This is a genomic window from Pseudomonas sp. PS01299, assembly GCF_029960145.1.
GTDB classification, from domain to species: Bacteria; Pseudomonadota; Gammaproteobacteria; order Pseudomonadales; family Pseudomonadaceae; genus Aquipseudomonas; species Aquipseudomonas putida_A.
The window spans coordinates 1-25,944 of the sequence record NZ_JASCPO010000020.1 but is presented as its reverse complement, the minus strand read 5'-3'; the positions used below and the strand labels follow the sequence as shown (position 1 = coordinate 25,944).

Below are 25,944 nucleotides of genomic sequence, written 5' to 3'. Positions count from 1 at the left end.
TCAGCGTCCAAGCATAGTTAAGGCTCGGTCATTGTGCTTTCTGCGAACGGTTCCAGTTGTTGCCGCAACGCCTGCTCCAGTTCGAGCATGGCTGCATCGGTGGCCTCGACGCAGCGCACGATGGTCGGTGCGGGCGTTGTCTGCATGCAGGCCTGTTCCAGCGCATCGCAACAGGCGATCAGGCGCGAGGCCTGGGCGATCCGGGCGGCGCCTTTGATCTTGTGGGCGACCAGCGCCACTGCCTGACGATCATTGCAGGGGGCCAGGGCTAATAATTCCTCGCGATCGAGACGGCTGCTCTTGAGCAATTGCGTGAGCAGACGCCGGACTTGCAGCGGGTTGCCGCCAGTCAACTGACTCAACCCGTCAAGATTGAACGCCGGTTCAAGCGTCGCGGGCTGCAGACCATTGATCCAGTGGCTCAGTGCGCTGAGGCTCAACGGCTTGAACAGGCAGTCATTCATGCCGGCCTGTTTGCAGCGCTGTACTTCTTCAGGCTGCGCGTTGGCCGTGAAGCCCAGCACGGTACACGGAGGGCGGCCAGTGCGTTGTTCCTGTTGGCGGATCGCCTCGGTCAGTTCGTAGCCGTTCATCAACGGCATGTTGCAGTCAGCGATAACCAGGTCGAATGCACCGGTCTGCCATTTCTCGAATCCACTCCGACCCTCTTCGGCGAGGGTGAATCGGTGCCCGAGGAACTCCAGTTGCTGGCACATCAGCAGGCGATTGGCCGGATGATCGTCGACCACCAGAATGTTCAGTGGTGCAGAGGTTTGCAGCACAGGCTCGGTTTTTGCCGTGGTCACCTGGCACGGTAGCGTTTGCAGCGGCAGTGACAGGCAGACCTGGGTGCCGATCCCCGGCTGGCTGCTCAACTGCAGCTGCCCACCCATCATTTCACACAGGTTGCGACAGATCACCAGCCCCAGGCCTGCGCCGCTGCGAGCTTGCTGCCGGCCACTCTCGGTCTGGGCGAACGGCTCGAACAGGCGTTGTTGATCTTCGATGCTGATGCCGACCCCGGTGTCCTGGATCGTCAACTGAACGAGCGAGCATTGGCCCGGCCCGTTGGGCAGCACATCCAGATTGATCCGCACCTGCCCGGACTCAGTGAATTTGATGGCATTGCTGATCAGGTTCGACAGGATCTGCTTGAAGCGCAACGGATCCAGTTCCACGTCGACCTGCAGCCCGGGCGGATTGATGATCAGCGGCAGGAGGAGGTTTTTCTGGCGGGCGAGGCCGTCGAAGATCCTGACCACCGACGCCACTGTTTCGACCAGATTGACCCGTTCCGGGCTCAGGCTCAGGTGCCCGGACTCGATCCGCGCGATATCGAGAATGTCGCCGATCAGGCCCAGCAGATCCTTGGCCGAGCAGTAGGCGGTTTCAATGGAGGAGCGATCCGGAGCCTGATCATTCATGCGTTTGAGCGTCAGTTCGAGCATGCCGATAATGGCATTCATCGGCGTGCGGATTTCGTGGCTCATGGTGGCCAGAAAGGTACTTTTGGCGCGGTTGGCGTTGTCCGCCTGTTCCTTGGCCCGGCGCAGTTCATCGAACAACTGGCGACGTTCACTGATGTCGATCCAGCCGCCGATGATCCCTTGCACATCGCCACTGGAGTCGCGGTACGGCAGGATCCAGTGGTAGATCGTCAAACGCCGGCCACCGATGTGCAGCGGTCGATCGAGCAGCAGAGGCGTGCCTTCGGCCACCACCCGCTGGTAATCCGCCTGGTAGGCCTGGGCTTCGAAGGCGTTGCTCAGGGTGCCCTGCATGACACTTTTGCCGATCACGTCTTCGCGTTTGGCGTTGAAGGCTTCGAGGTAGCTGTCGTTGCAGCTTTGCAGCAGACCCTGGCGGTCGCGCACGTAGATCGGGTGAGGGGTGCCATTGACCAGTGAACGCATGAATTCGAACTGATCGTTGAGTGCCCGTTCGGCGGCCTGGCGTTGCTTGATCTGGCGACGCATGTAGGCGTTCCACAACAGCGACAGCAATAGCAGCAGGCAGGCCGCGCCGATCAATTGGTAAAACAGGCGCTTGTAGTGATGCCAGTTGCTTTGAGCCGCATTGGAGAAACCGCGCCAGCGACTGTTGATGACCCCCAGTTCCTCCGGTGTGATGCTCAGCAGCGCCTTGTCGAGGATCGAGCCCAGTTCGGCATTGTCACGGGCGCTGGCCAGCGAGAAGGCCGCCTGACGTGTGCCCAGGGTGGTGGTGATCTGCAACTGATGTTCGAAGATCCGCGATGAAATCAGATAATTGGCAATCACCAGCGAGGCGACGGCGCCATCGGCCTTGCCTTCGGCAAGCAAGGTTGCGGCACCGAAAGTGTCGGAGGTTTCGATCAGGTGGATGTTGGGGAATTCGCGGCGCAGGTAATCAGCCATGGGACTGCCTTGGGCAATCGCCAGGTATCGGTTCTTGAGCTGGGTGGGATGTGTCGGGCTGTCAGCGGATTTGCGCGTCAGCAGGACGAAGGAGTTTTCCAGATAGGGACGGCTGAATTGCAGGGTCTTTTCCCGTTGGGGGCTGGGTAGCAACGCGGCGATCAGATCCGCCCGATGTTGATTGATCTGCTCGATCATTTCTCCGTCACTGCGGCTGCGGACCAGTTCGAAGCGCAGGCCGGTACGCAGGCGCAGCAGTTCGAGCAGGTCGGCAGTGATGCCCCGCAGGTTGCCGTCGCTGTCGAAGAATGTCAGCGGCGCGAACGCCTCGTTGACGACGACGCGTAGCACCGGGTGCTGTTTGAGCCACTGTTCTTCGTGGTGGGTCAATTGCAGCTTCTGGTCGGTCAGCAGAATGTCGCTGCCGGCGCTCCAGCGCTTGGCGATGTTGTCCCGTTCGCTGGCCGGTATGGCTTGCAGCACGGTGTTGATGATCGCCAGCAGTTGCGGGTTGTCGGCGTGAACGGCAAAGCTGAAACCGTGGGCTTCCTGTTTGCCGAAATTGGCCATGCGAATGTTGTTCAGATAACCCTTGTTGATCATGTAGTGGGTGGAAATGGTGTCACCCAGAAACACGTCAGCCTGATCGAAAGCCACCGCGTTGATTGCGTTTTGATAGGAGGGATAGGACGTCAGGATGGCTTTGGGATACTGCGCCTTGACCTCATCCTGGGGCAGATAGTGATAGACCATGCTCAGCCGCAGACCGGCCAGGCCTTCAGTCAGCGAGCGGGTCTCGCCTTCGCGGGTAACCAGAACCGGCTGATCGATGGCGTAGGGCGTTGAAAGCAGGATATTTGCGTTACTGGCCTCGAAACCGTTGGCCGTACCGAGCATGTCGACCTGACCTGCAATCAACGCCTGCAAGGCGGCTTCCCGTGAGGCAAAGCGCTGGACCCGGATTGGCAACCCGACAGCCTGTTCGAGCAGACCGGCGTAGTCGGCGGTAAAACCTTCGTAATCACGACCGCTGGCGGTCATGTCGAACGGCGGATAGTCCGGCGCGGAAGTGCCCAGTACCAGTTCGCGGCGACTCTCCAGCCATTGCCGTTGCGCGGGTTCAAGGGACACGGATGGCGCTTCGTGGCCCGAGCGGCTGCGCAGCACATAATCTTGCGCGGTGACGAAGCTGGCATGCACCTGAGTCGTCAGGCACAGGCTGACGCAACATAGGGCGAGACAGATCTTTAAACGACTGGGCATTCAGGCTCTCACACTAGCGCGTTGCGTTTGGCCATCTCGATCAGTTCCACCAGAGATCTGGCCTTGAGTTTTTGCATCAGGCGTTTTTTGTAGGTACTGACTGTCTTGTTACTGAGAAACATGCCCTTGGCTATTTCCTTGTTGGTGCGCCCTTGGGCAAATAATTGCAGGACCATCAGCTCGCGGTCGTTGACGGATTTGAATAACTCCAGTTCGGCATAACGCACGTCGTCGAGGCGCACCGGATTCAATGCCTGGCTGGGGAAATAGTTGTAACCGGAAAGTACCGCCTTGATCGCACTGACCAGTTCACTCAAGTCTTCCACTTTGCAAACATAACCGGATGCACCGGACTGCATGCAGCGAATGCCGAACAGCGTCGGGCATTGCGCCGTCAGTACCAGGGTTTTGAGCGGGGTGCCCATGGCGTTGAACCGGGCGAGAACTTCCAGGCCGTCGAGTTTGGGTATGCTGATATCAAGGATGATCAGGTCGGGCATGCATTCGCGGACCATTTGCATGGCATCGACCCCGTTATCGGTTTCGCCGACGACCTTGTAACCTTCATGCTCGAGCAGCATTCGAACGGCAAGTCGGATGACGGGGTGATCATCGACAATAAAAACGGAGTTCATAATCAAATCCCATACGTGCGCGAATAAAGGGCGCACCTTAGCTCAGATAAATGAGCTGCCGCATGAACTCCCGGGGCTGTTGCGGCAATATAGGATAAGTCCTACGCACTAAAAGGAAACCGACTACGACCAAACTCTGTGTCGCGTAAGGAAGTGTTGTGCTGATTTGTTTATCTGAATGTTTTAAGTTGCTTGTCGAACCTTGAATAAACAAGGTTTTGTTTGCGTAGTTGGCTGTTAAACGGATTTACCTTTCAGTCGATCCGTTTGCCTGAGACCAGAGAACCGGTTCAATCGAGGCATCGCTCATCCGGGCAGTTGCCTGACCCGGTTGAGCAACTTTTTTTCTGTCAGTGGCTGGAACGCCCGGTCATTTCCAGCGCCATGTCACTGGCGTAGCTGTCGGTCATCCCGGCGATGAAGTCGATCATGCGCAGGAACGAGGTGTGCAGCGGGCCATGGGGATCCGGCGCATTGTTGCCCAGCAGATCGAGGATCCGGCGGCTCTTGAACGACGGCGTGCGGCCGCCATGTTGCTCCAGGGCCGCGCCGCAGAACGCGTTGAGGAGGATTTCCAGGGTGGTGTAGGCGCCGATTTCATGCAGCGTCTTGCGCTTGTCCTGGAAGATTTTCTTGCGGGCGATGTCCTTGGCGTTGAGTACGCAGCGTTTGGCCGGGCCGTGCATGTGTTCCACCAGGTCGCCGTGCAGGGTGCCGGCCAGCAGCGCATCCTGTTGCTCGACGAATGCCCGGGCAGCGGCGTTGGTCAGGTGCTCGATGGCCTTGCCGCGCAGGATCGCCAGTTTGCGTCGACGCGAATCCTGCGGGCCGAGCTGGCGATAGGTTTCCGGGAGATCGTCTCCCACCAGACCGAGCAGCAGCGATTCGACTTCCGCGTACTCCAGCAGCTCCATTTCCAGGCCGTCTTCGAGGTCGATCAGCGCGTAGCAGATGTCGTCGGCAGCCTCCATCAGGTACACCAATGGGTGGCGCGCCCAGCGCTGGTCTTCCAGTTGCGGCAGACCGAGCTTGTGGGCGATCTGCTCCAGCAGCGGCAGTTCGCTCTGATAGCAGCCGAATTTGTGTTTCTTGTAGCCCAGCGAGTCGGCGTGACGTGCGGTCCACGGATACTTCAGATAGGTGCCGAGGGTGGCGTAGGTGAGGCGGGTGCCGCCGTCGAACTGGTGATACTCAAGCTGAGTCAGCACCCGGAAGCCTTGCGCATTGCCTTCGAAATTGAGGAAGTCACCGCGCTCGGCTTCGCTCATGCCGTCGAGCCAGCCGCGCCCGGCCGCCTGCTGGAACCAGTGCCGAATCGCATCTTCACCGGAGTGGCCGAACGGCGGGTTGCCGATGTCATGGGCCAGGCAGGCCGATTGCACGACCATGCCCAGATCGCTCGGGTCGCACCAGTCGGGCAGGGCGCTGCGCAAGGTTTCACCGACGCGCATGCCCAGCGAGCGCCCGACGCAGCTGACTTCCAGCGAGTGGGTCAGGCGGGTGTGGATGTGGTCGTTACTCGACACCGGATGCACCTGGGTCTTGCGGCCCAGACGGCGGAAGGCACCGGAGAAGATGATGCGGTCGTGGTCTTTGTGGAACGGGCTGCGGCCCAGTTCTTGCGGGCTGTGCAGCGGTTTTCCAAGGCGTTCGCGGTTGAGCAGGGTCTGCCAATCCAAGGCTGGTTCTCTCCGTCGGTGACTGGGATGACTGTTGCCCTAGCTTCCCGGTTCAGCCACACACCTGCAAGCGGAACTACAAGCCCGCGGCATCAATATCGATCAGCAGCAGGCGCTCGCCGTTATCGAAGAACTGCCCGGCGGTCAGGCAATACTGGTTGCTGGTGGCATCGCGGTAGGTGCTGGACAGGGTCAGGCGCCGCTCTTCCCAGCCTTCGGCGAGCAAATGATAGAAGTACGGACGCCATGACCAGTTGTGGCCCAGATAGCGGTTATCGGCGACCCAGCCGTTGTTGCGCCATTCGAGGTTGGGCGTGAGTTGGGTGCCGTGACGGTCGCATTGGTAGAACCGCAGCAACCACGGGAAGGCTTCGAGTTGCGGCAGCGCACTCAGCGGCGCGTGGGCCTGAGCCCAGCTCTGGAGGATCGCCATCAGTTCGCCGAGTTGCTGGCGCATCTGCATCAGGCGCCCGCGTTCGGCCAGTTTCTGCCGCACGTAACGCTGGCGCAGTTCGGCGAAGCGCTGCACGAAGGCGTCGGTCGGATAAAACGCCTCCTGCGCCCGGGCGAACAGGAAACCCTGAACGTAGCGCGAACCGCATTCCAGGGCGAAATTGAGCTGGGCCTCGGTTTCCACGCCTTCGGCGATGATCCAGCAGCCGGTTTTTTCAGCCATTTGCGCCAGAGCCTTGACCACGTCACTGCTCGGCCCGCCCAGTGCGGCAGCCTGAAACAGGCGCATGTCGAGTTTGAGAATGTCCGGCTGCAACGCCAGCACCCGATCGAGCTGCGAGTAACCGGCGCCGAAGTCATCGATAGCGATCCGCGCTCCGGCCTCGCGATAGCGCGCGACCACTTCGGCCAGACGCTGACCATTGCCGCCCAGTTCAGTGATCTCGAACACGATGCGTTGCGGATCGACGCCGTGGCGCAGCATCTGCTTGAGGCTGGGCAGCGGTTGATCGGCGCGCAGGCGACTGATCCAGCGCGGCGACATGTTCAGGCTGAGAAACCACTCGGCGGGGGCTTCATGCAGTCGGCTCAGGGCGTTGTCGCGGATCTGCCGGTCGAGCCGGCGCAGGGCGATGGCGGGTGTGCGTGGGTCGGCAAACAACGGCCCGACCGAGGCCAGTTGGCCGTCAGGCTGGCGCAGGCGACCCAATGCTTCGACGCCTGCAATACGTCCGGTGGCGGTATCGATGAAAGGTTGAAAGCAGGCGAGCGGTTGCCCGTCGATCACGGGGCCTCCTTAGTCGTTCTTGTTCTGGATGAACCCCGCCGACCGGGTAGGCGCGCGGGATTGAACCTCCGGGTAAAGAGGTTCATCCCGCGGATATTGCAAGAATGTAGCCAGATGCGTCGGCTTAGCGTTTGCCCGAACTCTGCATGACCAGTTTGATCAGTGGCCCGAGGCTGGTGCCCAGCCGTATCAGCCGGGTCAGCCCGCCAACACCGCCGCTTTTTGCGCCTTTGCCGGTGATGAAGCCCAGCAGGGTGACGGCGGCCACGCCCCAAAGCGGCGCGTGCTTGATGCCGAAGCCGCCTTGCAGGTTTTGCGTCATGCCGCGCATGCGCTGCAAGGGCTGCAGCACTTGCCCGGCTTCGTGGCGGATTTCCTGACGATGCATTTCCATGCGCAGGCGGATCAGCGCCTTGCGCATTTCCCGGCGCGAGCTGTTGTGTGGCAGTTCAGGCAGGCTCATGGCAGCAGGCGCTCCCGATCATTGGCCAATTCTTCCAGCGTGCCGTGGAAGGGCGAGGATTCATCGAAGACTGCTGCCTTGAGACGCAGCCCGCAGAAAGCGGCCGCCAGGGTGTAGAACACGCACAGGCCGATGATCGCTGCCAGACGATAGGTATCCCAGAACACGATCAGCACCAGCGTCGACAGACCCACCAGCAACAGCAGGGCAAACACCAGCGCCAGCCCTGCGAACAGCAACAGGCTGACGGTGCGTGATTTCTGCTCCTGCAATTCGATGCCGAACAGTTCGACATGGCTGTGCAGCAAGCCGAGAACAGCGGCGCCCAGACGCCGCGTGGAAGAGGAGGTGCCCGACCCCAGGCCGGATTCGCCGATCGACATGATCAGCGCCGAGTGGCCAGCAGGCCAATCAGAAAGCCCACGCCGGCGGCGATACCCACTGATTGCCAAGGGTTGGCCGACACATAATCTTCGGTGGCGGTGACGGCAGCCTGGCCGCGATCACGCAGGGTGTCTTCGGTCAGCTTCAGGGTTTCCCGGGCGCGCAGCAGGCTGTCGTGGATCTGATCACGCAGCTCATCGGCCTGATCGCCCGCCAGGGACGCGGTGTGTTCGAGCAGCCGCTCGGTGTCGGCGACCAGAGTCTGGAAGTCGTTCATCAGGATTTCTTGAGCAGTCTTTGCCTTGATGCTGGCCATGGGTGGATCTCCGTAAGTGACGTCTGAAGCGTTCGAGTATGAGCCTTGCGCGAAGGTTCAGTACAAATGACTGGTACAGCTTTTGCTATGTCGTGGTGCGTTCTGCTGCCGCCGTGCGCTGTTGGCGGGCGTACATGCAGCAAAACCTTAACTCAAATAATCCTGGTTCGTGTCAGGACATCGACCTTGTGCGCCAAACCGGTTCATCGCAGCTTCATTGCGCAGACCGACCGGTCGCAACTTGGTGCATGAATTGTCCGCGCGAACCGCTTTGGTGCCTTTTTAGCCTTCAGGTCTGCCTCTTTATGGAAAATCTGCAAAGCGCTGTGGACACGCTGGTTCACAGCTCCAACACGTTGTTCATTCTGATCGGTGCGGTGATGGTGCTGGCGATGCACGCCGGTTTCGCCTTCCTTGAAGTCGGCACGGTGCGCCAGAAAAACCAGGTCAACGCACTGTCGAAGATCCTCAGCGACTTTGCCGTTTCGACCCTGGCCTATTTCTTTATAGGCTATTGGATCTCCTACGGGGTGACCTTCATGCAACCGGCGGCGGTGCTGAGTGCCGATCACGGTTACGGTCTGGTGAAGTTTTTCTTCCTGCTGACCTTCGCCGCGGCGATTCCGGCGATCATCTCCGGCGGGATTGCCGAGCGCGCGCGCTTCGTTCCGCAGTTGTGTGCAACGGCGCTAATCGTGGCGTTCATCTACCCGTTTTTCGAGGGCATGGTCTGGAACGGCAACTTCGGTCTGCAGGCCTGGCTGACGGCACGTTTTGGCGCGGCGTTCCATGATTTCGCCGGATCGGTGGTGGTGCACGCCATGGGCGGCTGGCTGGCACTGGCGGCGGTTTTGCTGCTCGGCCCGCGCAATGGCCGTTATCGCGAAGGGCGTCTGGTGGCGTTCGCACCGTCGAGCATTCCGTTTCTGGCGCTGGGTTCGTGGATTCTGATTGTCGGCTGGTTCGGCTTCAACGTGATGAGCGCACAGACGTTGCAAGGCGTCAGCGGTCTGGTTGCAGTCAACTCGTTGATGGCCATGGTCGGCGGCACGGTGGCGGCGTTGATTGTCGGGCGCAATGACCCGGGCTTTCTGCACAACGGCCCGTTGGCCGGGCTGGTGGCGATCTGCGCCGGTTCCGACCTGATGCATCCGGTCGGTGCGCTGGTGACTGGCGCGATTGCCGGTGCGTTGTTTGTCTGGTGTTTTACCGCCGCGCAAGTCAAATGGCGTATCGACGATGTACTCGGCGTCTGGCCGTTGCACGGTTTGTGCGGGGTGTGGGGCGGGATCGCTTGCGGCATCTTCGGCCAGACTGCGCTGGGTGGCCTCGGTGGCGTCAGCCTGATCAGTCAGTTGATCGGCACTGCGCTCGGTGTGGTGGTCGCATTGCTCGGCGGATTCGCCGTTTACGGCGTGATCAAGGCCTTGCACGGCCTGCGCCTGAGTCAGGAACAAGAGTATTACGGCGCCGATCTGTCGCTGCACAAGATCGGCGCGGTCAGTCAGGACTAAGTTTCCTTGTCTTCGGCGCCGGGATAGAACCCATGCAACAGGCGATAGCGGTCGATGCGCACCTGATCGATCTGCTCCTGCACCTGATGCGCGGGCAGGCCGAGCATGATCAAGGCGTGGGAGGCGAGCATCAGGCTCGATTCCAACAGTTCCGGCACCACTTCGGTGGCGCCGGCCGCTTTGAGTTCAGCCCATTGGCTGTCATCGCGGGTGCGCACCAGAATTGGTATCCGCGCATTGAGCCGGCGCGCTTCCTTGAGAATTCGCAGGCTGACATCGCTCTGATCCACGGCGATCACCAGCAGTTTCGCGCGCAACAATCCGATGGCCGTCAGCAAGTCACCGCGCGATGAGTCGCCATAATGCACATCACTTTCCCCGGACGCGGCTTCCTGCACGCGCACCGGATCGTTGTCCAACGCGATGTAAGGTTGATTGGCATTGCGCATGAAGCGGCCGATGGACTGGCCAACGCGCCCGTAGCCGCAAATCACCACATGTTGATCCAGACCGGCATTGAGGGCGCTGATTTCCTCGATTTGCGCCTCCTGATTCGGCTTGCGATGCAGGCGCAGGGCAATTTTCGGTGCCCCGCGCAACAATAGCGGGGTCAGCAACATCGAGCAGAATGTCGCCGCCAGCAGCAGGCCGCCCAGCTCGTCAGGCAGCATGCGGTTTTGCTGCATCTGCGCCATCAATGCGAAGCAGAATTCCCCGCCCTGCGCCAACGCCAGGCCGCTGCGCCAGGCAGTTTCGTGATCGCTGCCGCGCCACTTCACCAAAAGCGCGACGACCGTGCCTTTGATCAGCATCAGACCGAGGGTCAGGCCGAGAATCAGCAGGCTGTGACTGACGAACAGTTGCAGGTCGATCAGCATGCCGATGCTGACGAAAAACACCCCGAGCAGGATGTCGCGAAACGGCCGGATGTCGGCCTCGATCTGATGGCGATAGTGGCTCTCGCCCAACAGCATGCCGGCGAGAAATGCGCCAAGGGCAGGGGACAGGCCCAGCAGGTGTGTCAGCCAGGCGGTCAGCAGCACAATCACCAGCGCCAGCAGGACGAACAATTCCGCCGAGCGCGAGGCCGCCACTTCGTGGAACAGCCGTGGCAGCAACCAGCGGCTGGCCAGCAGCAGACCGAAAAACAGCACCACGGTCTTCACCAGCGTCAATGGCAAGGCCCAGTACCAGGCTTGCGTGCTGCTCCCGGCGAACACTGGCACCAGGGTCAGCAACAACACCGCGACCACGTCCTGAAACAGCAAGACCCCGACCGCGTTCTGCCCGTGGCTGCTGAACACTTCGCCCAGGCTGCTCAACTCCTTGGTGACAATCGCCGTCGACGACAACGACAGCCCGGCCCCGAGCAACATTGCCGGGGCCAGCGGCATGCCCAGCAGGATCAGCACCAGCCCGAGCACCCCGGTGCTGAGCAATACCTGCTGACTGCCCAGGCGAAACACCACCTGGCGCAGCGCGATCATTTTCGACAGGGAAAACTCCAGGCCCAGCGAAAACAGCAGAAACACCACGCCCAACTCGGCCACGTCCGGCAGGTGCTCGCTCTCGTTGACCCAGTTGAACGCGGTCGGCCCCACCATCAGGCCCACGCACAGATAGCCCAGCACCGGCGGCAAGCGCAGGCGGCGAAACAGGGCAATCATCACCAGGGATGAGGCGAGGATGATCAACAGGTTGGCAAACACAAGACACTCCGATGTCAGGCTCAGGCTTCTCAAGCGTAGAGGCAAAAAGCCCGGGAGCATGGCCCAATTGGCTTTTCTCTGGACTGATTTGCGTCAGGGTTTTGCGTACTGGTTGCCGTGCTCGGGCCTTTGGGCGGCAGCGGCTCGACGGGTTTTCGAGGCAGGCCTAGAATGAATGCTCATTTTTCCGGTTGAGCGATCATGCCTCCTGAATGTCAGTTGTTCGGCACCTTGGGATGCCATTTGTGTGAGTTGGCAGAAGCCGAGTTGATGCCTTTCGTCGAGCACGGTCTGCTGGTCGAACTGGTGGATATTGCCGACGATGAGTCCTGGTTCGAGGCTTACAGCCTGCGGATTCCGGTGCTGCGCCGTGTTGATAATGGTGCGGAGCTGAGCTGGCCGTTCAATGCCGATCAGGTCGTGGCATTCCTGCGCTGAGCCTTTTCTTCGGTGACGCGACATGGCTTTCCGCCGGTCGTGACCGTGCATCCTTCCCTTGGCACTCTGTGGTTTATTCGGTTACTGTATGTGCATACAGTAATTGGGTTGGCCTGCTGCTTTGCATGACTTGAGCAGGTGAATCCGGCAGTCAGAGGGACGAACCGTGGTCAATGTCGAACAGTTGAAGAACAGCGTGAACCGGATGTCGGTTGACGTGGTGCGCGAGGCGGTCCTCGAGTTGCGCCTGGACGGGCTGGTCACGGAGGGCAAGACGCCTTTCAACAAACTGCATTTCAACACCTGTTTTGCCGAGATCGAGGCGCTGTTCCAGCGTGCCGGTTATCACAAGCAGCTGGATGTGGTCGGTTATCAGGGCTTGCTGTACGCCTTGTATGACCCGGGGCGCTGGGAGGCGGTCGATGTGCTGCGCTGGCTCAAGGAATTCACCGAAGCCGCCGCGCTCAAGTCGATCCCGGCCTGAAGCGGGCGGTGGAATCGGCGCTAGGTTCGTATCGCTCAGTGTTGGATAATGCCGACCTGCATTGAGGGTTCGAATTTCCGTATGTCCACACCAACGTTTTCCGCTGCGCAGAATCAGGCCAGCACCCTTTACCTTCCTCCGGGCAGTTGGCCTACCGTCCTTGATTGCCTGTGTGAGCATTTCAGTGCGATCAGTCGCGAGCAATGGCTGGACCGGATCGCCCGGGGCCGGGTACTGGATGGGCAGGGACAGCCGATTGCGCTGGATCTGCCGTACAAGGAAGGCCTGCGCATTCACTACTTCCGTGAAGTGCCGGACGAAAAGCCGATCCCGGTGGTCGAGTCGATCCTGTATGCGGACGAACATCTGGTGGTGGCGGACAAGCCGCATTTTCTGCCGGTGACACCGGCCGGTGAATACGTCGAGCAGACGTTGCTGCGTCGTCTGATCCGCCGCCTCGATAATCCGCATCTGGTGCCACTGCACCGCATTGACCGGCACACGGCAGGCTTGGTGATCTTTTCGGCTAACCCACAAACCCGCTCCGCTTATCAGTCGCTGTTCCCTACGCGGCAGATCGATAAACGCTATGAGGCGATTGCCCGTGCGCTGCCGGAGCTGGAATTTCCCCTGGTACACAAAAGCCGTCTGATCGATGGCGAACCATTCTTCCGCATGCAGGAAGGGCCAGGCGACGCCAATACGGAAACAGCGGTGGAAGTCCGGGAAAAGAACGGTGATCTGTGGCGCTATGGCCTTTATCCGGTGACCGGCAAGAAGCATCAGTTGCGGGTACACATGACCGCGCTGGGAGCGAGTATCTGCAATGATCCGTTTTACCCGGAGGTGCTGAAAGACGTTGAGGATGATTACGCCAATCCGCTCAAGCTGCTGGCGCAGGGGCTGCGGTTTGTCGACCCGGTGACCGGCGAGGATCGTGAATTCGAGAGCCGGATCACCCTGCAGTGGTGACGCCATTCACTTTCCCCTCACCCATGAAAAAGCCCGCATTGATGCGGGCTTTTCTGTATCCGGTATCGACGTAAAGCTTACAGCTCTTTAACGGTACGAACCTGATCCTTGTTGATGCGGGTCTCTTTGCCGTCGAGTTGCTTGAACTCGTAGAAGCCCGAATCGTCATCGTATTTCGGGGTGTCGACGGCCTGGATTTCGCGACCGTCATTCAAGGTGATCACTGTTGGCGACGAGCAACCAGCGAGGGTAGTCAGGCCCAGTGCGAGCATGAAAGTGGCGAGGGTCCGTTGAGTCATGGGTGTGTCTCCGAATGGGAATACTTTTGGTTACTGAGCTTGAGACGTGTACAAGGCGTGAGAGTTCCTTGAATGCTGTCAGTCTGACACAGTGTTGTGCGTATTTAACAGTTCGGGGGTGTTCAGGTTGGCCAGTCGCGGGTCATTGTCCGGGCATTGCAGGGCAGTCGCGCCGAGATTGCGCATGACCCGGCCGGGGCTGCGTTCGCCGGCGTTCCACGCGGCTTCGAAGGCTGGCAACAGGGCGACGGGAATTACACACAGCAGGGGTTCCCAGTGGTCGTCGTGACGCAACATTAAAGGTTTTTCAGGAAACCGGCCGGCGGTTTCACGCATGTCCTGCAACAGCGCGGCGTCGATTCGCGGCACATCGCAAGGCAAGACCAACAGGTGTGACTGGCGGGCGGCCTTGAGTCCGGCGAGGATGCCGGCCAGGGGACCGGGAAAATCGCCTTGCTCATCGCTGACCAATTGATCGGCGTAGGCTGCATAACGCTCGTGATTGCGATTGCAGGAGATGATCAGATCGTCAGTCAGCGGTCGGACCTTGCGCTGCAAATGCGCAATCAGCGGCTCACCCTGCCATTCGACCAGCCCTTTGTCCTGGCCGCCCATGCGCTGGCCGCGTCCGCCTGCCAGGAGCAGAATGGAGCAGGGGGGCAATGGCGAATTCGAGGTCATGGCAGCTCTCCAGCGGGGCGGCGAAAAATTCAGGCGCTGTGATATAACACCGGGCTGTTTCTCCTACAACTGGACGAGCCTAATGAAAGCCAAGGCCGATGTACCTTTTGCGCCGCTGAACATTGCGGTGCTGACTGTCAGCGATACCCGAACCCTGGAAACCGACACCTCAGGCCAGGTCTTCGTCGACCGCCTGACTGCTGCCGGTCACCGCTTGGCCGAACGGGTCCTGCTCAAAGATGACCTGTACAAGATCCGCGCGCAAGTTGCCCACTGGATTGCCGAGGACGTCGTGCAGGTCGTGTTGATTACCGGCGGCACTGGTTTCACCGGGCGTGACAGCACGCCTGAAGCCGTGGCTTGTCTGCTCGACAAGCAGGTTGACGGCTTCGGTGAACTGTTCCGCCAGATCTCGGTGGCCGATATCGGTACTTCGACCGTGCAGTCGCGGGCACTGGCCGGCCTGGCCAATGGCACACTGGTGTGCTGCCTGCCAGGTTCGACCAATGCGGTGCGCACCGGTTGGGACGGTATTCTCGCCGAACAGCTGGACTCGCGGCACCGTCCGTGCAACTTCGTCCCTCACCTGAAACAGGCGGCGCCCTGTGAATCCCGTGGGTAAGCCGGGCAAGACCGGCAGCCTGATGCCTGTCGAGCAAGCGTTGGCCCGCCTGCTGGAGATGGCTGAAGCCTCGCCGATTGTCGAACGCGAGTTTCTGCCCTTGGCCGAAGTCGAGGGGCGGGTGCTCGCCGAGGACCTGGTTTCGACCCTGGACCTGCCACCCTGGCCAAATAGCGCCATGGATGGTTATGCCCTGAATCTGGCCGACTGGACCGGCGCACCGCTGCCGGTCAGTCAGAAAGTCTTTGCCGGGCAGACGCCTGAGCCGTTGAAGCCCGGTACCTGCGCGCGGATCTTCACCGGTGCGCCAGTGCCTGCCGGGGCCGATTGCGTGGAAATGCAGGAGAACGCCGAAGTTCAGGACGACGGCAGCGTGCGTTTCATCGAAACCATGAGCGTCGGCCAGAACATTCGCCCGAAGGGGCAAGAAACCACTGTGGGTGAGTTGATTCTGGCGGCAGGTACCCGGCTGGGACCGATCGAACAAGGTCTGGCGGCGTCGCTGGGGTGTGCCGGGCTGAATGTGGTACGCAAGGTCCGAGTGGCGGTGCTGTCCACCGGCGATGAGCTGGTCGAGCCGGGCCGGCCGCTGGGGCCGGGGCAGATCTACAACAGTAATCGGGTGGTGTTGTGCAGTTGGCTGCAGCGCCTGGGTTGTGAAGTGATTGATGCCGGTATTCTTCCGGACGATCTGGCGACCACGCGGGCGCGCCTTGGCGGCTTGCAGGGTGTCGACCTGATTCTCTCGACCGGAGGCGTGTCGGTCGGTGAAGCGGATTTTCTTGGCATCGCATTGCGGGAAGAGGGCGAGCTGGCGCTGTGGAAACTGGCCATCAAACCGGGCAAGCCGCTGACAGTTGGCCATTTTCGCAAGGTGCCGGTCATCGGCCTGCCGGGCAACCCCGCTTCGACGCTGGTGACCTTTGCTCTGCTCACGCGGCCCTACTTGCTGCGGCGTCAGGGCGTACAGGATGTCGAACCTCTGAAGTTTACGGTTCCGGCAGGTTTTGTCTGGCCTGTGGCCGGCAATCGGCGCGAATACCTGCGCGGTCGTCTCGAGCAGGGGCGGGCGATCATCTACCGCAATCAAAGCTCCGGTGTGCTGCGCAGCGCGGCCTGGGCGGATGGTCTGGTAGAGGTGCTGGAAGGCCGCACGCTGGTAGAAGGCGATGAGGTCGGGTTCATTCCCCTGAGTGACCTGCTCGGCTGATCCGCTTCCGGTAATTGCAGGCTCGACCGATACCGCGTCGATGCCTGCATTCCTCTGTCAATGGCTCATCAGTGTGACCAACTGATCGAACCGGCTGTTGGCAACCCATCCCAGCAGTCCCAGGACCACCGCCGTCGCACCCGCCGAATAGGCGAGACGGTGCTTGATGGTCTTTACATCCCCGCGAACTTCGTCCATATCCCGACGAATGTATTTGAGGTGGGTTTCCAGTTCGGTCACGCGCGGTTCCATATCAACTTCTCCAGCGGTTCTGGCGTTCTTTCTGAAATCGGATTTGTGACTGGCGCGACTTTCGTCCAGAGGGGCAACCGGACTATTTGCAATTCTGGCTTCATGGCTTGGCATGGAAATGTCCATCGGCTGTTTCAAGTGTAAGCGCACCGGCCTTCCCGTCATCCAGACTGCCAACAGCTCCGAGGGTGTATCCAATCATTACCTGCACATCCTTGTGTTGTTGAATCGAAAATTGATACCACCTGCACAAGGTGAATCAAGGATCGTGTCCGGTCAATTGAGCCGATTCCTCACATGTTGTAAGAAAAAATACCGTCGCGTAGGACGCAACAGGTCAGTCGCTTGAATTAAATGGTGTTCCCATGGCTTTTTTGCCTGCACCAGTGGTCAAGATGTTTCATACCGATTCAATCTTGGGGAGTGACCGTAATGAGTGAACGCAGGGCGCTGTTGATTCTGCATGGCAAGCAGGCACTCAATGAGGCGGTTCGCGCCGCCGTCGAAGGCAAACGCAAGCAGGGCTGGGAATTGGCCGTACGGCTGACCTGGGAGGCCGGTGACGCTCAGCGTCTGGTGGAAGAAGCACTGGCGAGTGGCTTTCGGAAGATCATCGCCGGAGGCGGAGATGGCACGTTGCGCGATATCGCTGAAGCGCTTGCCGCGCATCCGGACGAGGCCAGTCTGGTGCTGTTGCCGCTAGGAACGGCTAACGATTTTTCCCGCGCGGCGGGGATCCCGCTGGAGCCGGCCGAAGCACTGGAAATGCTGGACGTGCCACCGCGCAAGATTGACCTGGGCGAAGTCGGTGGGCAGATTTTCCTGAACATGGCGACGGGTGGTTTCGGCAGCCAGGTCACGGCCAATACCTCTGAAGATCTGAAAAAAGTGCTCGGCGGGGCCGCTTATCTGTTCACCGGTTTGTCGCGCTTCAGTGAGCTGCACGCGGCTTACGGTGAACTGCAAGGGCCGGACTTTCACTGGAGCGGCGAGCTGCTCGCATTGGGCATCGGCAACGGTCGTCAGGCAGGCGGCGGACACGTCTTGTGCCCGCAGGCACTGGCGGACGATGGTCTATTGGACATCAGTATTCTGCCGGCGCCACAGGAGTTGGTGGGCACGCTGAAGAACCTGCTCAGCGACGGCTTCGGCCTCGACAATATGTTTGTCCGGGCCCGTTTGCCCTGGGTCGAAATCAAGGTCGCCGAGGGGCTGAGCATCAACCTTGACGGCGAGCCGCTGGAGGGCGACAGCCTGCGTTTCGAGGCGCGCCCCGCCGCCTTGCAGGTGCATTTGCCGGAGCATTCGCCGCTGTTGGGCGGCGCGGGTTCGATCAGTCGTCCAGACTGATGATCTGTTCGCGCACCGCGAACAGCACCAGACCCGCCACGTCGTAGATCTGCAGGCGTTTCATGATCTGCGAGCGGTGGGTTTCGACGGTCTTGATGCTCAGGCCCAGGCCGTTGGCGATCTCCCGAGTGGATTTGCCGCGTACGATCAACCGCAGGATTTCCAGCTGGCGTGCCGTCAGATTGTGCGAGTCGGCGACTTCCGGCTGGTTTTTCTGCGTGCGCGTCAGCGCCTGGTTGATCACGGTGTGGGCGATGGCCGGGCTCAAGTAGCGCTCGTTATTACGCAAGGCTTCGAGGGCGTGTTCAAGCTCGGTGGCCGTGGTGTCCTTGAGCAGGTAACCGTGCGCGCCGGACTCCAGCGCCTGCATGATCAGCGCCGGATCGGTGTGCATCGAGAGAATCAGCACCTTGCTTTGCGGGCGCACCCGCTTGAGCCGTTGCAAGGCTTCCAGGCCACCGGTTTCCTTCATCGAGATATCCAGCAACACGATGTCGGGCGCCAGTTGCTCGACCATTTCGAGCAACTGCGAGCCGTCGCTGGCTTCGCCAACGACCGCGTAACCGGGAATATCGAGCACCAGAGCGCGCACGCCGGCCCTGATCAGCGAGTGGTCATCCACCAGAAGTAAGTTACAAGTCAACGCATAACCTTATTCGTACTGGCCCGCTCGAGTGCACGGGGCGCCCAGGGGAATAGTGCTTCGATTTGAGTGCCTTTGCCCGGCTCGCTGATGACGTTCAGCGTGCCGCCCAACTGTTCGATCCTTTCGGCCATCCCGGCCATTCCGCGCTGTCCTTCGCGACCCGGATCCGCGGCAGGCGCAAAGCCTTGGCCGTCGTCGCTGATCAACAGCGTCAGGCCTTTTGGCAAGCGTTGCACGCGGATCAGCAGATTGCTGGCCTGCGCGTGACGCAGAATGTTGGTGACCGCTTCCTGGGCAATGCGAAAGGCAGCGACCGCCATTTCTTCCGGAATGCCATTGAGCCGTTGCTGGCAATCGAGGCTCCAGTGCACCGAGGTGTTCGCCAGGGTCTTGAGCAGGTGCGCGCGCAGACTGGCCTCCAGCCCGAGGCTGGTCAGTTGGCGCGGATTGAGAATGGCGGAAACATCGCGCACCTTGTTGAGGGTTTCATCAAGGGTGTCGCAGAGTGTCGAGCATTGCGCTTGCAAGTCGGCTGGCAGGCGTTTTTTCAGCCATTCACTTTGCAGCTTGGCCGCTGTCAGTAACTGGCCGATATCGTCGTGCAGTTCACGGCTGAGACGGTGGCGTTCGTTTTCCTGGACTTCCAGCAAACGGTCGGCGAGTTCCTGAGGCTGAAACTTGATCGATTTGCGCGACAGTCGATATTGCACCCAGACACAAGCAGTGGCGGCAATATTCAACAGCAGCAGACCCAGTGAGAGCGGAGCAGACAATCCGTAGGTCAGCAGGCTGCCAGCGGCGGCGATGACACTCAATATGAGAGTGAACCGGCGTGCATTTTCCCGGGACGGTGGCCATTTGATGATTGACTTGAGGCTGGCGTACATAACGGATGGAGCCAATGGATGTTCGCTACGGGCAGACCGGCCGGTGGCTGGCGGATCTCTGTCTGAAAATGCTGTCAATTATGTTATTGATTTTAACGAAGTACAGTGAACGATATTCGACCATCAAGTTCGTTGGATGACAGTCGCTGAATCACTGTGCCATTAGTTGAAAGCAACTAACGGTCGGCATAATACCACTTAAGATACCGTTGGTCGCGTTTGCCATATATGTCCAATGAGTCAGGAAATACGTCATGTTGGACGTGAGTTCCATTATGGAAAATGTCGTTTTATTGTGCTTGGTAGAGATCCGTGTGGTTCGAAGTTGATCGTTACACAGATACAGGCAAACCCTGAGGCCGCGGCAGAATATCCGCTGGTGTCAGGTGTGATTATTTAATTCGAATTGTCGCTGGCAGGTATGAACTATTCAATTGCGACATTCAGCGATTCCCGTCTTCAGCCTGGATTTACGCTTTGAATGCGGCGGATCACGCCTGACGCTCGGAATAAGACAACAGCGAAACCGGCTGAGGCCGGAGCGGTGGCTTGAACTGGTTTTGACCGACCTGAAACGCGAAAGCTTCGATCAGTGAGGTTTGTTCGCTGCCATCCAGGCTCAATTGGCCGGTATTGTGATCGACCAGTTCAATCTGCCAGGCCATCAAGGTGAAACAGTCCTGCAGCGCATTCAGCGCCTGTGCGTGCAGATCGATATGATCCGGCGCGTGGTCGAGCAGGCTGTGAATATGCAGGGAAAACTCGGAGATCGCCTCCAGTGCCAACGCTTCAGCCCGACTCGCCAGTTTGAGCAGGGTGTTGCGCATGCAGTCGATGGCGTCTTTGTCGTTGCTGATCAATTGCAGGTGGCTCAGGCACTCTTCGGACTTGGCCAGGAGTGTTTCAGCTTCGACGAGGAATTCGGGAAAGCGTTGCGCCCAGTCTTTACGGTCGATTGGCATGCTTATCTCCACAGCGTCATGTCTGATGAGGGAATGCCGTGTGTGTCGACGTTCGTGGATCGTCGGGAGATCGCGCCCCACCGTGCAAGTGCACTGGCTGAGGTTTTCCAGAGGGTGGGGTTCCACTGACCTGCGATCGCACACAATAGCCTGACTCCGTTCATGCAATGAGAATGGCGTCACATTAATGGCTATTGGATATTGCGAACATCAGGTTAGGCCTGATTGTTACTAGGGGATTCCCTTACACGCGGGAACCTGTGGCGCAAACCGTGGTCGCGCCAGAAGAGAATGTAGCAGATGAAAACACCGGGCCAGTAAACCATGATGTTAATGTGACATCAATGCCCGTGTGTGGCATTTTGATGGTGAATTTTGTGGGGATCAAGAATCGCCATAAACAGCCGATAACCCCACTTAGTAGTGAATTCATCAGAACAAGCCCAGGAGTCATTGATGGCCGGCATTCTCGACACGGTAGACCAACGCACGCAACTGGTGGGTGAGAATCGCCTGGAAATTCTCATGTTTCGACTGGCCGGACGCCAATTGTTCGCGATCAACGTGTTCAAGGTCCAGGAAGTTCTGCAACTGCCAAAGCTGACCTTGATGCCACAGCGTCACCCGTTTGTCTGCGGCGTGGTCAACCTGCGTGGACAGACGCTGCCGGTGATCGATCTGTCTCAGGCGATCGGCATGCGCCCGCTGGTGCCGGGCCCGAACAGCACCATCATCGTCACCGAGTACAACCGTTCGGTGCAGGCTTTCCTCGTCGGTGGCGTGGATCGCATCGTCAACATGAATTGGGAAGCCATTCTGCCGCCGCCGACCAGTGCTGGCCGCCAGCACTACCTGACCGCGATCAGCAAGGTTGACGATCAACTGGTGGAAATCATCGACGTCGAGAAAGTCCTCGCCGAAATCGTCCCGTACAACGCCAAGGTCTCGCGCGACAAGCTTGACGATCCGGTGCTGGAGCGTGCCCGTGGCCGCGAAGTGCTTCTGGTGGACGACTCCAACGTGGCGCTTTCGCAACTGCGCGACACCCTTGGCCAGCTCGGGGTGAAAATGCACATCGCCAGTGACGGTCTGAAGGCGCTGAACATGCTCAAGGCCTGGGCCGATACCGGCGTGAACATGACCGACAAGCTGTTGATGGTGTTCACCGACGCGGAAATGCCGGAAATGGATGGCTATCGTCTGACCACCGAGATCCGCAACGATCCACGTCTGCGCGGCCTGTACGTGGTGTTGCACACTTCACTGTCCGGCAGCTTCAACGACTCGATGGTGAAGAAGGTCGGTTGCGACAACTTCCTCTCCAAGTTCCAGCCGGACAAACTGGTCGATGTGGTGCGTCAGCGTCTGATGCTCGATGAAGTGCCGGCCTGACGAAAACCTGTAGCGAGGGGATTTATCCCCGATGGACTGCGCAGCGGTCCCGCTTCTTGATTCATGTGGGGCCGCTTCGCGCCCCATCGGGGATAAATCCCCTCGCCACAAAGTTATCTTCCAGGTGGCGTGCATCTGCCTTTGATTCGCCGATAAAGCTCGTATAGGGTGGCTTTTTTGCCCACCAGGGAGCTGGCCATGCTGCGTCTGAGCGCGCTTTATCGTTATCCGTTGAAATCCGGCAAACCCGAGATTCTGCAATCGATTGGCCTGGACAAACTGGGCCTTGCAGGGGACCGACGCTGGATGCTCGTGGACGAGGCCAGCGGCCGCTTTCTGACCCAGCGGGCCGAGGCGAAAATGAGCCAGTTGTCGGCGCTGTGGAATGCGCAGGGCGGTCTGACCCTCAGTGCCCCCGGGCTTGCCGCGCTGGACGTGCCATTGCCCGAGGCCGACTCCGACTTGCGCGGTGTGACCATCTGGCGTGACACCCTGCGCGTGCCGGATGCCGGTGATGCAGCGGCCCGCTGGGTCAGCGAGTTCATCGGCAAACCGACCCGTCTGGTGCAGGTGCCGCTTGATCGCGCGCGCATGACGCAGGCCGGTTATGGCCGTGAGGACGATCAGGTCGCGTTCGCCGACGGTTTCCCGCTGTTGCTGATTGGCGAAGCGTCACTTGAGGATCTGGTGCAAAAGGTCGGACGACCGCTGGAGATGCTGCGCTTTCGGCCGAATCTGGTGATCGAAGGCAGCGCGGCGTTCGCCGAGGACGGCTGGAAGCGCATTCGTATCGGTGACGTCGAGTTCCGCGTGGTGAAGCCTTGCTCGCGCTGCATTCTGACCACCATCGATCCGCAAACCGGCGAACGCAGTGCTGATCGCGAACCGCTGGCAACCCTGCAGAAATACCGTGCGCAGGCCGATGGTGCGATGTTCGGGCAAAATTTGGTCAACGACAGCAATGGTCAACTGGAAGTCGGAATGCCGGTGGAAATCCTCGAGTAACCGAGGCCAGAAATGAAAATGCCCGTGTCCATGGACACGGGCATTTTTTTGCACCGGGAAAAACCGTGGGCTTAGCCGCGGTATTCGCACAGGTAAGCGGTATCAACGGCGACTTTCAGCTGGAACTTGCTGTTGGCCGGAACGTTGAACTGGCTGCCGGCGGCGAAGGTTTCCCAGTCGCTGCTGTCCGGCAGTTTGACGGTCAGCGCACCGGAGACCACGTGCATGATCTCGCGCTGAGCGGTACCGAATTCGTATTCGCCCGGGGCCATGACGCCGATGGTCGCCGGACCTTCAGCGGTGCCAAAAGCGATCGACTTGACGGTGCCGTCGAAGTACTCGTTGACTTTGAACATGGGCGATTCCTCTCGAAAAGGGCAAAAAAGGGTTAAAAAAGGCTGGCCAGTATGCACAACGCTCCCGGCGCCGTCACCTGCCCGGGGCGTGTCCGGCGAGTTCTCGCCCTGACTTCAGAGTGGCAAGACCAACGGCAGCAACCGCGCGGTATTGCGCGCATCTTCCAGGGCTCGGTGCTGTTGACCGCTGAACTGCATGCCGGCCAGTTGCAGCGCACCGTTCAAGCCCAGCGGTCGTTCCAGGCGCCGGGCCTTGGCGAAGCGCTGCTTGAGGTTCATGTGTGGCACCCGGCTCAGCAGGCTGTCGAGCTGCAGGCGCTGCCATTCCTGGAGCAACTGCTTGCGGTCGTAATCGCCCCAACTGGCCCAGCCTTCGAGGCGCGTCTGGTGTTGCCCGAGCCAGCGTTCGAAGGCCGGCCAGACCTCGTTCAACGGCTGCGCGGCGTCGATGTTGGCCTGGGTGATGTGCGTGAGCTCACGGCAGAACGGCGTCAGCAACGGCCGCCGGGTCGGTTTGACGAACCGCTGAAAGTGATCCTGCTCGCGACCGGCACGGTCGACCAGCGTCGCGCCGATTTCGATGATTTCCATTTCCGTAACCGGCCAGCCACCTTCATCTGTGGTGGCTTCCAGATCAATGACCAGCCAATGGGGCATCGCAGGTTTCCTGATTTACGCGTCCTGATAGATCAGAGCGTAGTCAAACCTTGCGTTTGCGCCTGGCGACTCACTCGACCTGCAACAGAACCTGACGATTTTTTACCTGATCGCCGACCTTGACCTGCACCCGCTTGAGCACGCCGTCGATGCCGGCCTTGAGCGGATGCTCCATTTTCATTGCCTCCAGCACCACCAGCAACTGACCCTTGCTGACCGGACTGCCTTCGCTGACCAGCACGTCGACGATGGCACCGTCCATCGGCGCCTTCAGGGTGCCGGAGCTGACGCTGCTCTGACTGCTGATCAGCGCATGAGTTCGATCCTCCAGGCGCAGGTTGCCGGGGTGGGTGAACAGCCAGAGTTCTTCGTCATCGATCCGGTAGGCGTGACGCTGGCGCAGGCCGTCGACTTCCAGCGTCACTGAGCGTTCGTTGCACTCAATAACGGTCAGCGACAGTGCGCGCTGCATCACGTTCACGGTGAAGCGGCCAGCGCCGTTCGCAAGCAGTTGCAAGCTCCATTCCTGCTGTTCCAGCCCGAGGCGGTAATTGAGCGGCGCGCCCGCATTGTTGCGCCAGCCCTTGAGCGGCGCACGATGCGCCTGCGCGCCAGCCTGATAAAACAGCACGGCGGCGATGGCCAGCTCCTCGGCGGTGGGGGCGTAAGTGTGCAGGCATGGGTGGTCAGTGAAATGCTGCGCGATGAACGCGGTGCTGAATTCACCGCTGATGAACTGCGGATGCTGCAGCAGGCTGACCAGCAAACGCTGGTTGCTCTGAACGCCGAGCAGCACGCTGTCCTGCACCGCGCGCAGCAGCTTGCGCCGTGCCTCTTCGCGGGTGGCGCCGTGGGCGATCAGTTTGCCGAGCATCGGATCATAAAACGGGCTGATCGACTGACCTTCGAGCACGCCATGATCGATCCGCGCCCCCGGACCCAACGCCGGTTCCCAGGCCTGTACACGACCGGTCTGCGGCAGGAAATTCTGCGTCGGATCTTCGGCATACAGACGCACTTCCATGGCGTGGCCGTTCAGCGCGAGCTGATCCTGAGTCAACGGCAGCGGCTGCCCCTCGGCGACGGCCAATTGCCAGGCGACCAGATCCTGCCCGGTGATCAGTTCGGTCACCGGATGCTCGACCTGCAGACGCGTGTTCATTTCCAGAAAGTAGAACTGCCCACGGGCATCGAGCAGAAACTCGACGGTGCCCGCACCGAGGTAATTCACCGCGCGGCCAGCCTTCAATGCCGCTTCGCCCATGGCCTGGCGCAACTCGCGGGTCATCACCGGGCAGGGTGCTTCCTCGACGACTTTCTGATGGCGGCGCTGCACCGAGCAATCGCGCTCGCCGAGGTAGATCAGGTTGCCATGGCTATCGCCGAACAGTTGTACCTCGACGTGCCGTGGTTCGATCAGTGCCTGTTCGAGGATCAGTTCGTCGCTGCCGAAACCGTTCAGCGCTTCGGAGCGGGCGGTGCGCAATTGCGCCGGCAATTCCTCGCTGCTGTGCACCAGACGCATGCCGCGTCCACCGCCGCCAGCACTGGCCTTGATCATCAGCGGGTAGCCGATGCGCTCGGCTTCACGCAGCAGAGTGGCGTCGTCCTGCGCGGCGCCTTGATAGCCGGCGATGCAAGGAACACCGGCGTCGAGCATGGCGATTTTCGACAGGCGCTTGCTGCCCATCAGCTCGATGGCCTCGGCGCTGGGGCCGATGAAGGTCAGGTTGGCCGCTGCGCAGGCGCGGGCGAATTCGGCGTTTTCCGAGAGAAAGCCGTAGCCTGGGTGGATCGCGTCGGCACCGCTGCGGCGTGCGGCGTCAAGGATCGCCGGGATGTTCAGATAGGACTGTTGCACCGATGCGGCGCCGATGTTCACCGCTTGATCGGCCATCTGCACGTGCAGGGCATCGGCGTCGGCATCGCTGAATACGGCGACGGTGCGATAGCCGAGGGCCTGGGCGGTGCGCTGGATGCGGCAGGCGATTTCACCGCGGTTGGCGATCAGGATTTTGTGGATGACGGGCATGGCTGTTCCCTCGGAATTTGCGGTGTTGGTGCTGGCCTCTTCGCGAGCAAGCCCGCTCCCACATTTGGAATGCGTTCCGTCTGTGGGAGCGGGCTTGCTC

General features: G+C 60.2%; 26 protein-coding genes. 9 read left to right on the top strand and 17 right to left on the bottom strand.

Going from position 1 to position 25,944, the window contains the following annotated elements; genetic code table 11:
• Positions 1-17: 17 nt before the first annotated feature.
• The 7 genes from QMX91_RS06415 to QMX91_RS06385 form a co-directional block, all read right to left on the bottom strand.
• Entirely contained in the window at positions 18-3,659 is a 3,642-nt protein-coding gene (locus QMX91_RS06415; protein WP_282412428.1) for a transporter substrate-binding domain-containing protein, read from the bottom strand.
• 8 nt (positions 3,660-3,667) lie between these two features.
• Complete coding sequence (locus QMX91_RS06410) at positions 3,668-4,294, bottom strand: response regulator transcription factor (protein ID WP_098964885.1); 627 nt, start codon at positions 4,292-4,294, stop codon at positions 3,668-3,670.
• Positions 4,295-4,644: 350 nt separating this feature from the next.
• On the bottom strand, positions 4,645-5,973 hold the full coding sequence (locus QMX91_RS06405; protein ID WP_003226741.1) for a deoxyguanosinetriphosphate triphosphohydrolase: 1,329 nt from the start codon (positions 5,971-5,973) through the stop codon (positions 4,645-4,647).
• A gap of 76 nt (positions 5,974-6,049) precedes the next feature.
• On the bottom strand, positions 6,050-7,213 hold the full coding sequence (locus QMX91_RS06400) for an EAL domain-containing protein (protein ID WP_096794968.1): 1,164 nt from the start codon (positions 7,211-7,213) through the stop codon (positions 6,050-6,052).
• Positions 7,214-7,337: 124 nt separating this feature from the next.
• Entirely contained in the window at positions 7,338-7,676 is a 339-nt protein-coding gene (locus tag QMX91_RS06395) for a hypothetical protein (protein WP_027613426.1), read from the bottom strand.
• A complete protein-coding gene (locus QMX91_RS06390; protein WP_027613425.1) occupies positions 7,673-8,059 on the bottom strand; it encodes a phage holin family protein in 387 nt (128 codons plus the stop codon). The genes QMX91_RS06395 and QMX91_RS06390 overlap by 4 nt, the downstream gene beginning before the upstream one ends.
• A 2-nt stretch (positions 8,060-8,061) precedes the next feature.
• Positions 8,062-8,376 (bottom strand): DUF883 family protein, encoded by a 315-nt coding sequence (locus QMX91_RS06385; protein ID WP_003226733.1) that lies wholly within the window; start codon positions 8,374-8,376, stop codon positions 8,062-8,064.
• A gap of 305 nt (positions 8,377-8,681) precedes the next feature.
• Between QMX91_RS06385 and QMX91_RS06380 the strand changes: the two genes are divergently transcribed.
• Positions 8,682-9,890: an ammonium transporter gene (locus tag QMX91_RS06380; protein WP_027613424.1), complete on the top strand. Its 1,209-nt coding sequence runs from the start codon at positions 8,682-8,684 to the stop codon at positions 9,888-9,890.
• On the opposite strand, the gene QMX91_RS06375 is transcribed toward QMX91_RS06380, so the two are convergent.
• A complete protein-coding gene (locus tag QMX91_RS06375) occupies positions 9,887-11,599 on the bottom strand; it encodes a monovalent cation:proton antiporter-2 (CPA2) family protein (RefSeq protein WP_282412427.1) in 1,713 nt (570 codons plus the stop codon). The genes QMX91_RS06380 and QMX91_RS06375 overlap by 4 nt on opposite strands.
• Before the next feature lie 201 nt (positions 11,600-11,800).
• Here QMX91_RS06375 and QMX91_RS06370 point away from each other — a divergent pair, with 201 nt between their 5' ends.
• From QMX91_RS06370 to QMX91_RS06360, 3 genes are all read left to right on the top strand, one after another.
• Positions 11,801-12,037 carry a glutaredoxin family protein gene (locus tag QMX91_RS06370; protein ID WP_098964882.1) on the top strand — a complete coding sequence of 79 codons (237 nt, stop codon included), beginning with the start codon at positions 11,801-11,803 and terminating at the stop codon, positions 12,035-12,037.
• Between the two features lie 166 nt (positions 12,038-12,203).
• Positions 12,204-12,521 (top strand): transcriptional regulator, encoded by a 318-nt coding sequence (locus tag QMX91_RS06365; RefSeq protein WP_003226726.1) that lies wholly within the window; start codon positions 12,204-12,206, stop codon positions 12,519-12,521.
• 81 nt (positions 12,522-12,602) lie between these two features.
• Positions 12,603-13,493, top strand: coding sequence for a pseudouridine synthase (locus tag QMX91_RS06360; protein ID WP_282412426.1), 891 nt, complete (start codon positions 12,603-12,605; stop codon positions 13,491-13,493).
• A 77-nt stretch (positions 13,494-13,570) separates the two neighbouring features.
• Here the strand turns inward: QMX91_RS06360 and QMX91_RS06355 are convergent, their stop codons facing one another.
• Together QMX91_RS06355 and mobA are read right to left on the bottom strand one after the other, a co-directional pair.
• Complete coding sequence (locus tag QMX91_RS06355; protein ID WP_282412425.1) at positions 13,571-13,792, bottom strand: YgdI/YgdR family lipoprotein; 222 nt, start codon at positions 13,790-13,792, stop codon at positions 13,571-13,573.
• 78 nt (positions 13,793-13,870) lie between these two features.
• Positions 13,871-14,473 (bottom strand): molybdenum cofactor guanylyltransferase MobA, encoded by a 603-nt coding sequence (gene mobA, locus QMX91_RS06350; RefSeq protein WP_225135807.1) that lies wholly within the window; start codon positions 14,471-14,473, stop codon positions 13,871-13,873.
• Between the two features lie 82 nt (positions 14,474-14,555).
• On the opposite strand from mobA, the gene moaB reads away from it, so the two are divergent.
• On the top strand, positions 14,556-15,095 hold the full coding sequence (moaB, locus tag QMX91_RS06345; protein WP_003226719.1) for a molybdenum cofactor biosynthesis protein B: 540 nt from the start codon (positions 14,556-14,558) through the stop codon (positions 15,093-15,095).
• Complete coding sequence (glp, locus tag QMX91_RS06340; protein ID WP_098964878.1) at positions 15,079-16,305, top strand: gephyrin-like molybdotransferase Glp; 1,227 nt, start codon at positions 15,079-15,081, stop codon at positions 16,303-16,305. The genes moaB and glp overlap by 17 nt, the downstream gene beginning before the upstream one ends.
• 57 nt (positions 16,306-16,362) lie before the next feature.
• On the opposite strand, the gene QMX91_RS06335 is transcribed toward glp, so the two are convergent.
• Positions 16,363-16,671, bottom strand: coding sequence for a hypothetical protein (locus QMX91_RS06335; protein ID WP_171061883.1), 309 nt, complete (start codon positions 16,669-16,671; stop codon positions 16,363-16,365).
• A gap of 318 nt (positions 16,672-16,989) precedes the next feature.
• On the opposite strand from QMX91_RS06335, the gene yegS reads away from it, so the two are divergent.
• A complete protein-coding gene (yegS, locus tag QMX91_RS06330) occupies positions 16,990-17,907 on the top strand; it encodes a lipid kinase YegS (RefSeq protein ID WP_097088281.1) in 918 nt (305 codons plus the stop codon).
• Here yegS and QMX91_RS06325 read toward each other — a convergent pair.
• The 3 genes from QMX91_RS06325 to QMX91_RS06315 form a co-directional block, all read right to left on the bottom strand.
• A complete protein-coding gene (locus QMX91_RS06325) occupies positions 17,891-18,550 on the bottom strand; it encodes a response regulator transcription factor (RefSeq protein WP_007969079.1) in 660 nt (219 codons plus the stop codon). The two genes, yegS and QMX91_RS06325, sit on opposite strands and share 17 nt — an antisense overlap.
• Positions 18,547-19,440 carry a sensor histidine kinase gene (locus QMX91_RS06320; RefSeq protein ID WP_027613415.1) on the bottom strand — a complete coding sequence of 298 codons (894 nt, stop codon included), beginning with the start codon at positions 19,438-19,440 and terminating at the stop codon, positions 18,547-18,549. The genes QMX91_RS06325 and QMX91_RS06320 overlap by 4 nt, the downstream gene beginning before the upstream one ends.
• 491 nt (positions 19,441-19,931) lie before the next feature.
• Positions 19,932-20,402 carry a hypothetical protein gene (locus tag QMX91_RS06315; protein ID WP_098964877.1) on the bottom strand — a complete coding sequence of 157 codons (471 nt, stop codon included), beginning with the start codon at positions 20,400-20,402 and terminating at the stop codon, positions 19,932-19,934.
• A gap of 456 nt (positions 20,403-20,858) precedes the next feature.
• On the opposite strand from QMX91_RS06315, the gene QMX91_RS06310 reads away from it, so the two are divergent.
• Positions 20,859-21,794: a chemotaxis protein CheV gene (locus QMX91_RS06310; RefSeq protein ID WP_003226705.1), complete on the top strand. Its 936-nt coding sequence runs from the start codon at positions 20,859-20,861 to the stop codon at positions 21,792-21,794.
• Positions 21,795-21,992: 198 nt separating this feature from the next.
• Complete coding sequence (locus QMX91_RS06305) at positions 21,993-22,799, top strand: MOSC domain-containing protein (RefSeq protein ID WP_097088280.1); 807 nt, start codon at positions 21,993-21,995, stop codon at positions 22,797-22,799.
• Between the two features lie 71 nt (positions 22,800-22,870).
• On the opposite strand, the gene QMX91_RS06300 is transcribed toward QMX91_RS06305, so the two are convergent.
• The 3 genes from QMX91_RS06300 to QMX91_RS06290 all read right to left on the bottom strand — a co-directional run bounded on the left by QMX91_RS06300 (position 22,871) and on the right by QMX91_RS06290 (position 25,844).
• Positions 22,871-23,155: a pyrimidine/purine nucleoside phosphorylase gene (locus tag QMX91_RS06300; protein ID WP_003226701.1), complete on the bottom strand. Its 285-nt coding sequence runs from the start codon at positions 23,153-23,155 to the stop codon at positions 22,871-22,873.
• A gap of 114 nt (positions 23,156-23,269) precedes the next feature.
• The gene (locus QMX91_RS06295) at positions 23,270-23,812 is read right to left on the bottom strand and encodes an exonuclease domain-containing protein (RefSeq protein WP_027613412.1); all 543 of its coding nucleotides are present in this window, start codon (positions 23,810-23,812) and stop codon (positions 23,270-23,272) included.
• 70 nt (positions 23,813-23,882) lie between these two features.
• A complete protein-coding gene (locus QMX91_RS06290) occupies positions 23,883-25,844 on the bottom strand; it encodes an acetyl/propionyl/methylcrotonyl-CoA carboxylase subunit alpha (protein WP_282412424.1) in 1,962 nt (653 codons plus the stop codon).
• Between the last annotated feature and the right edge of the window lie 100 nt (positions 25,845-25,944).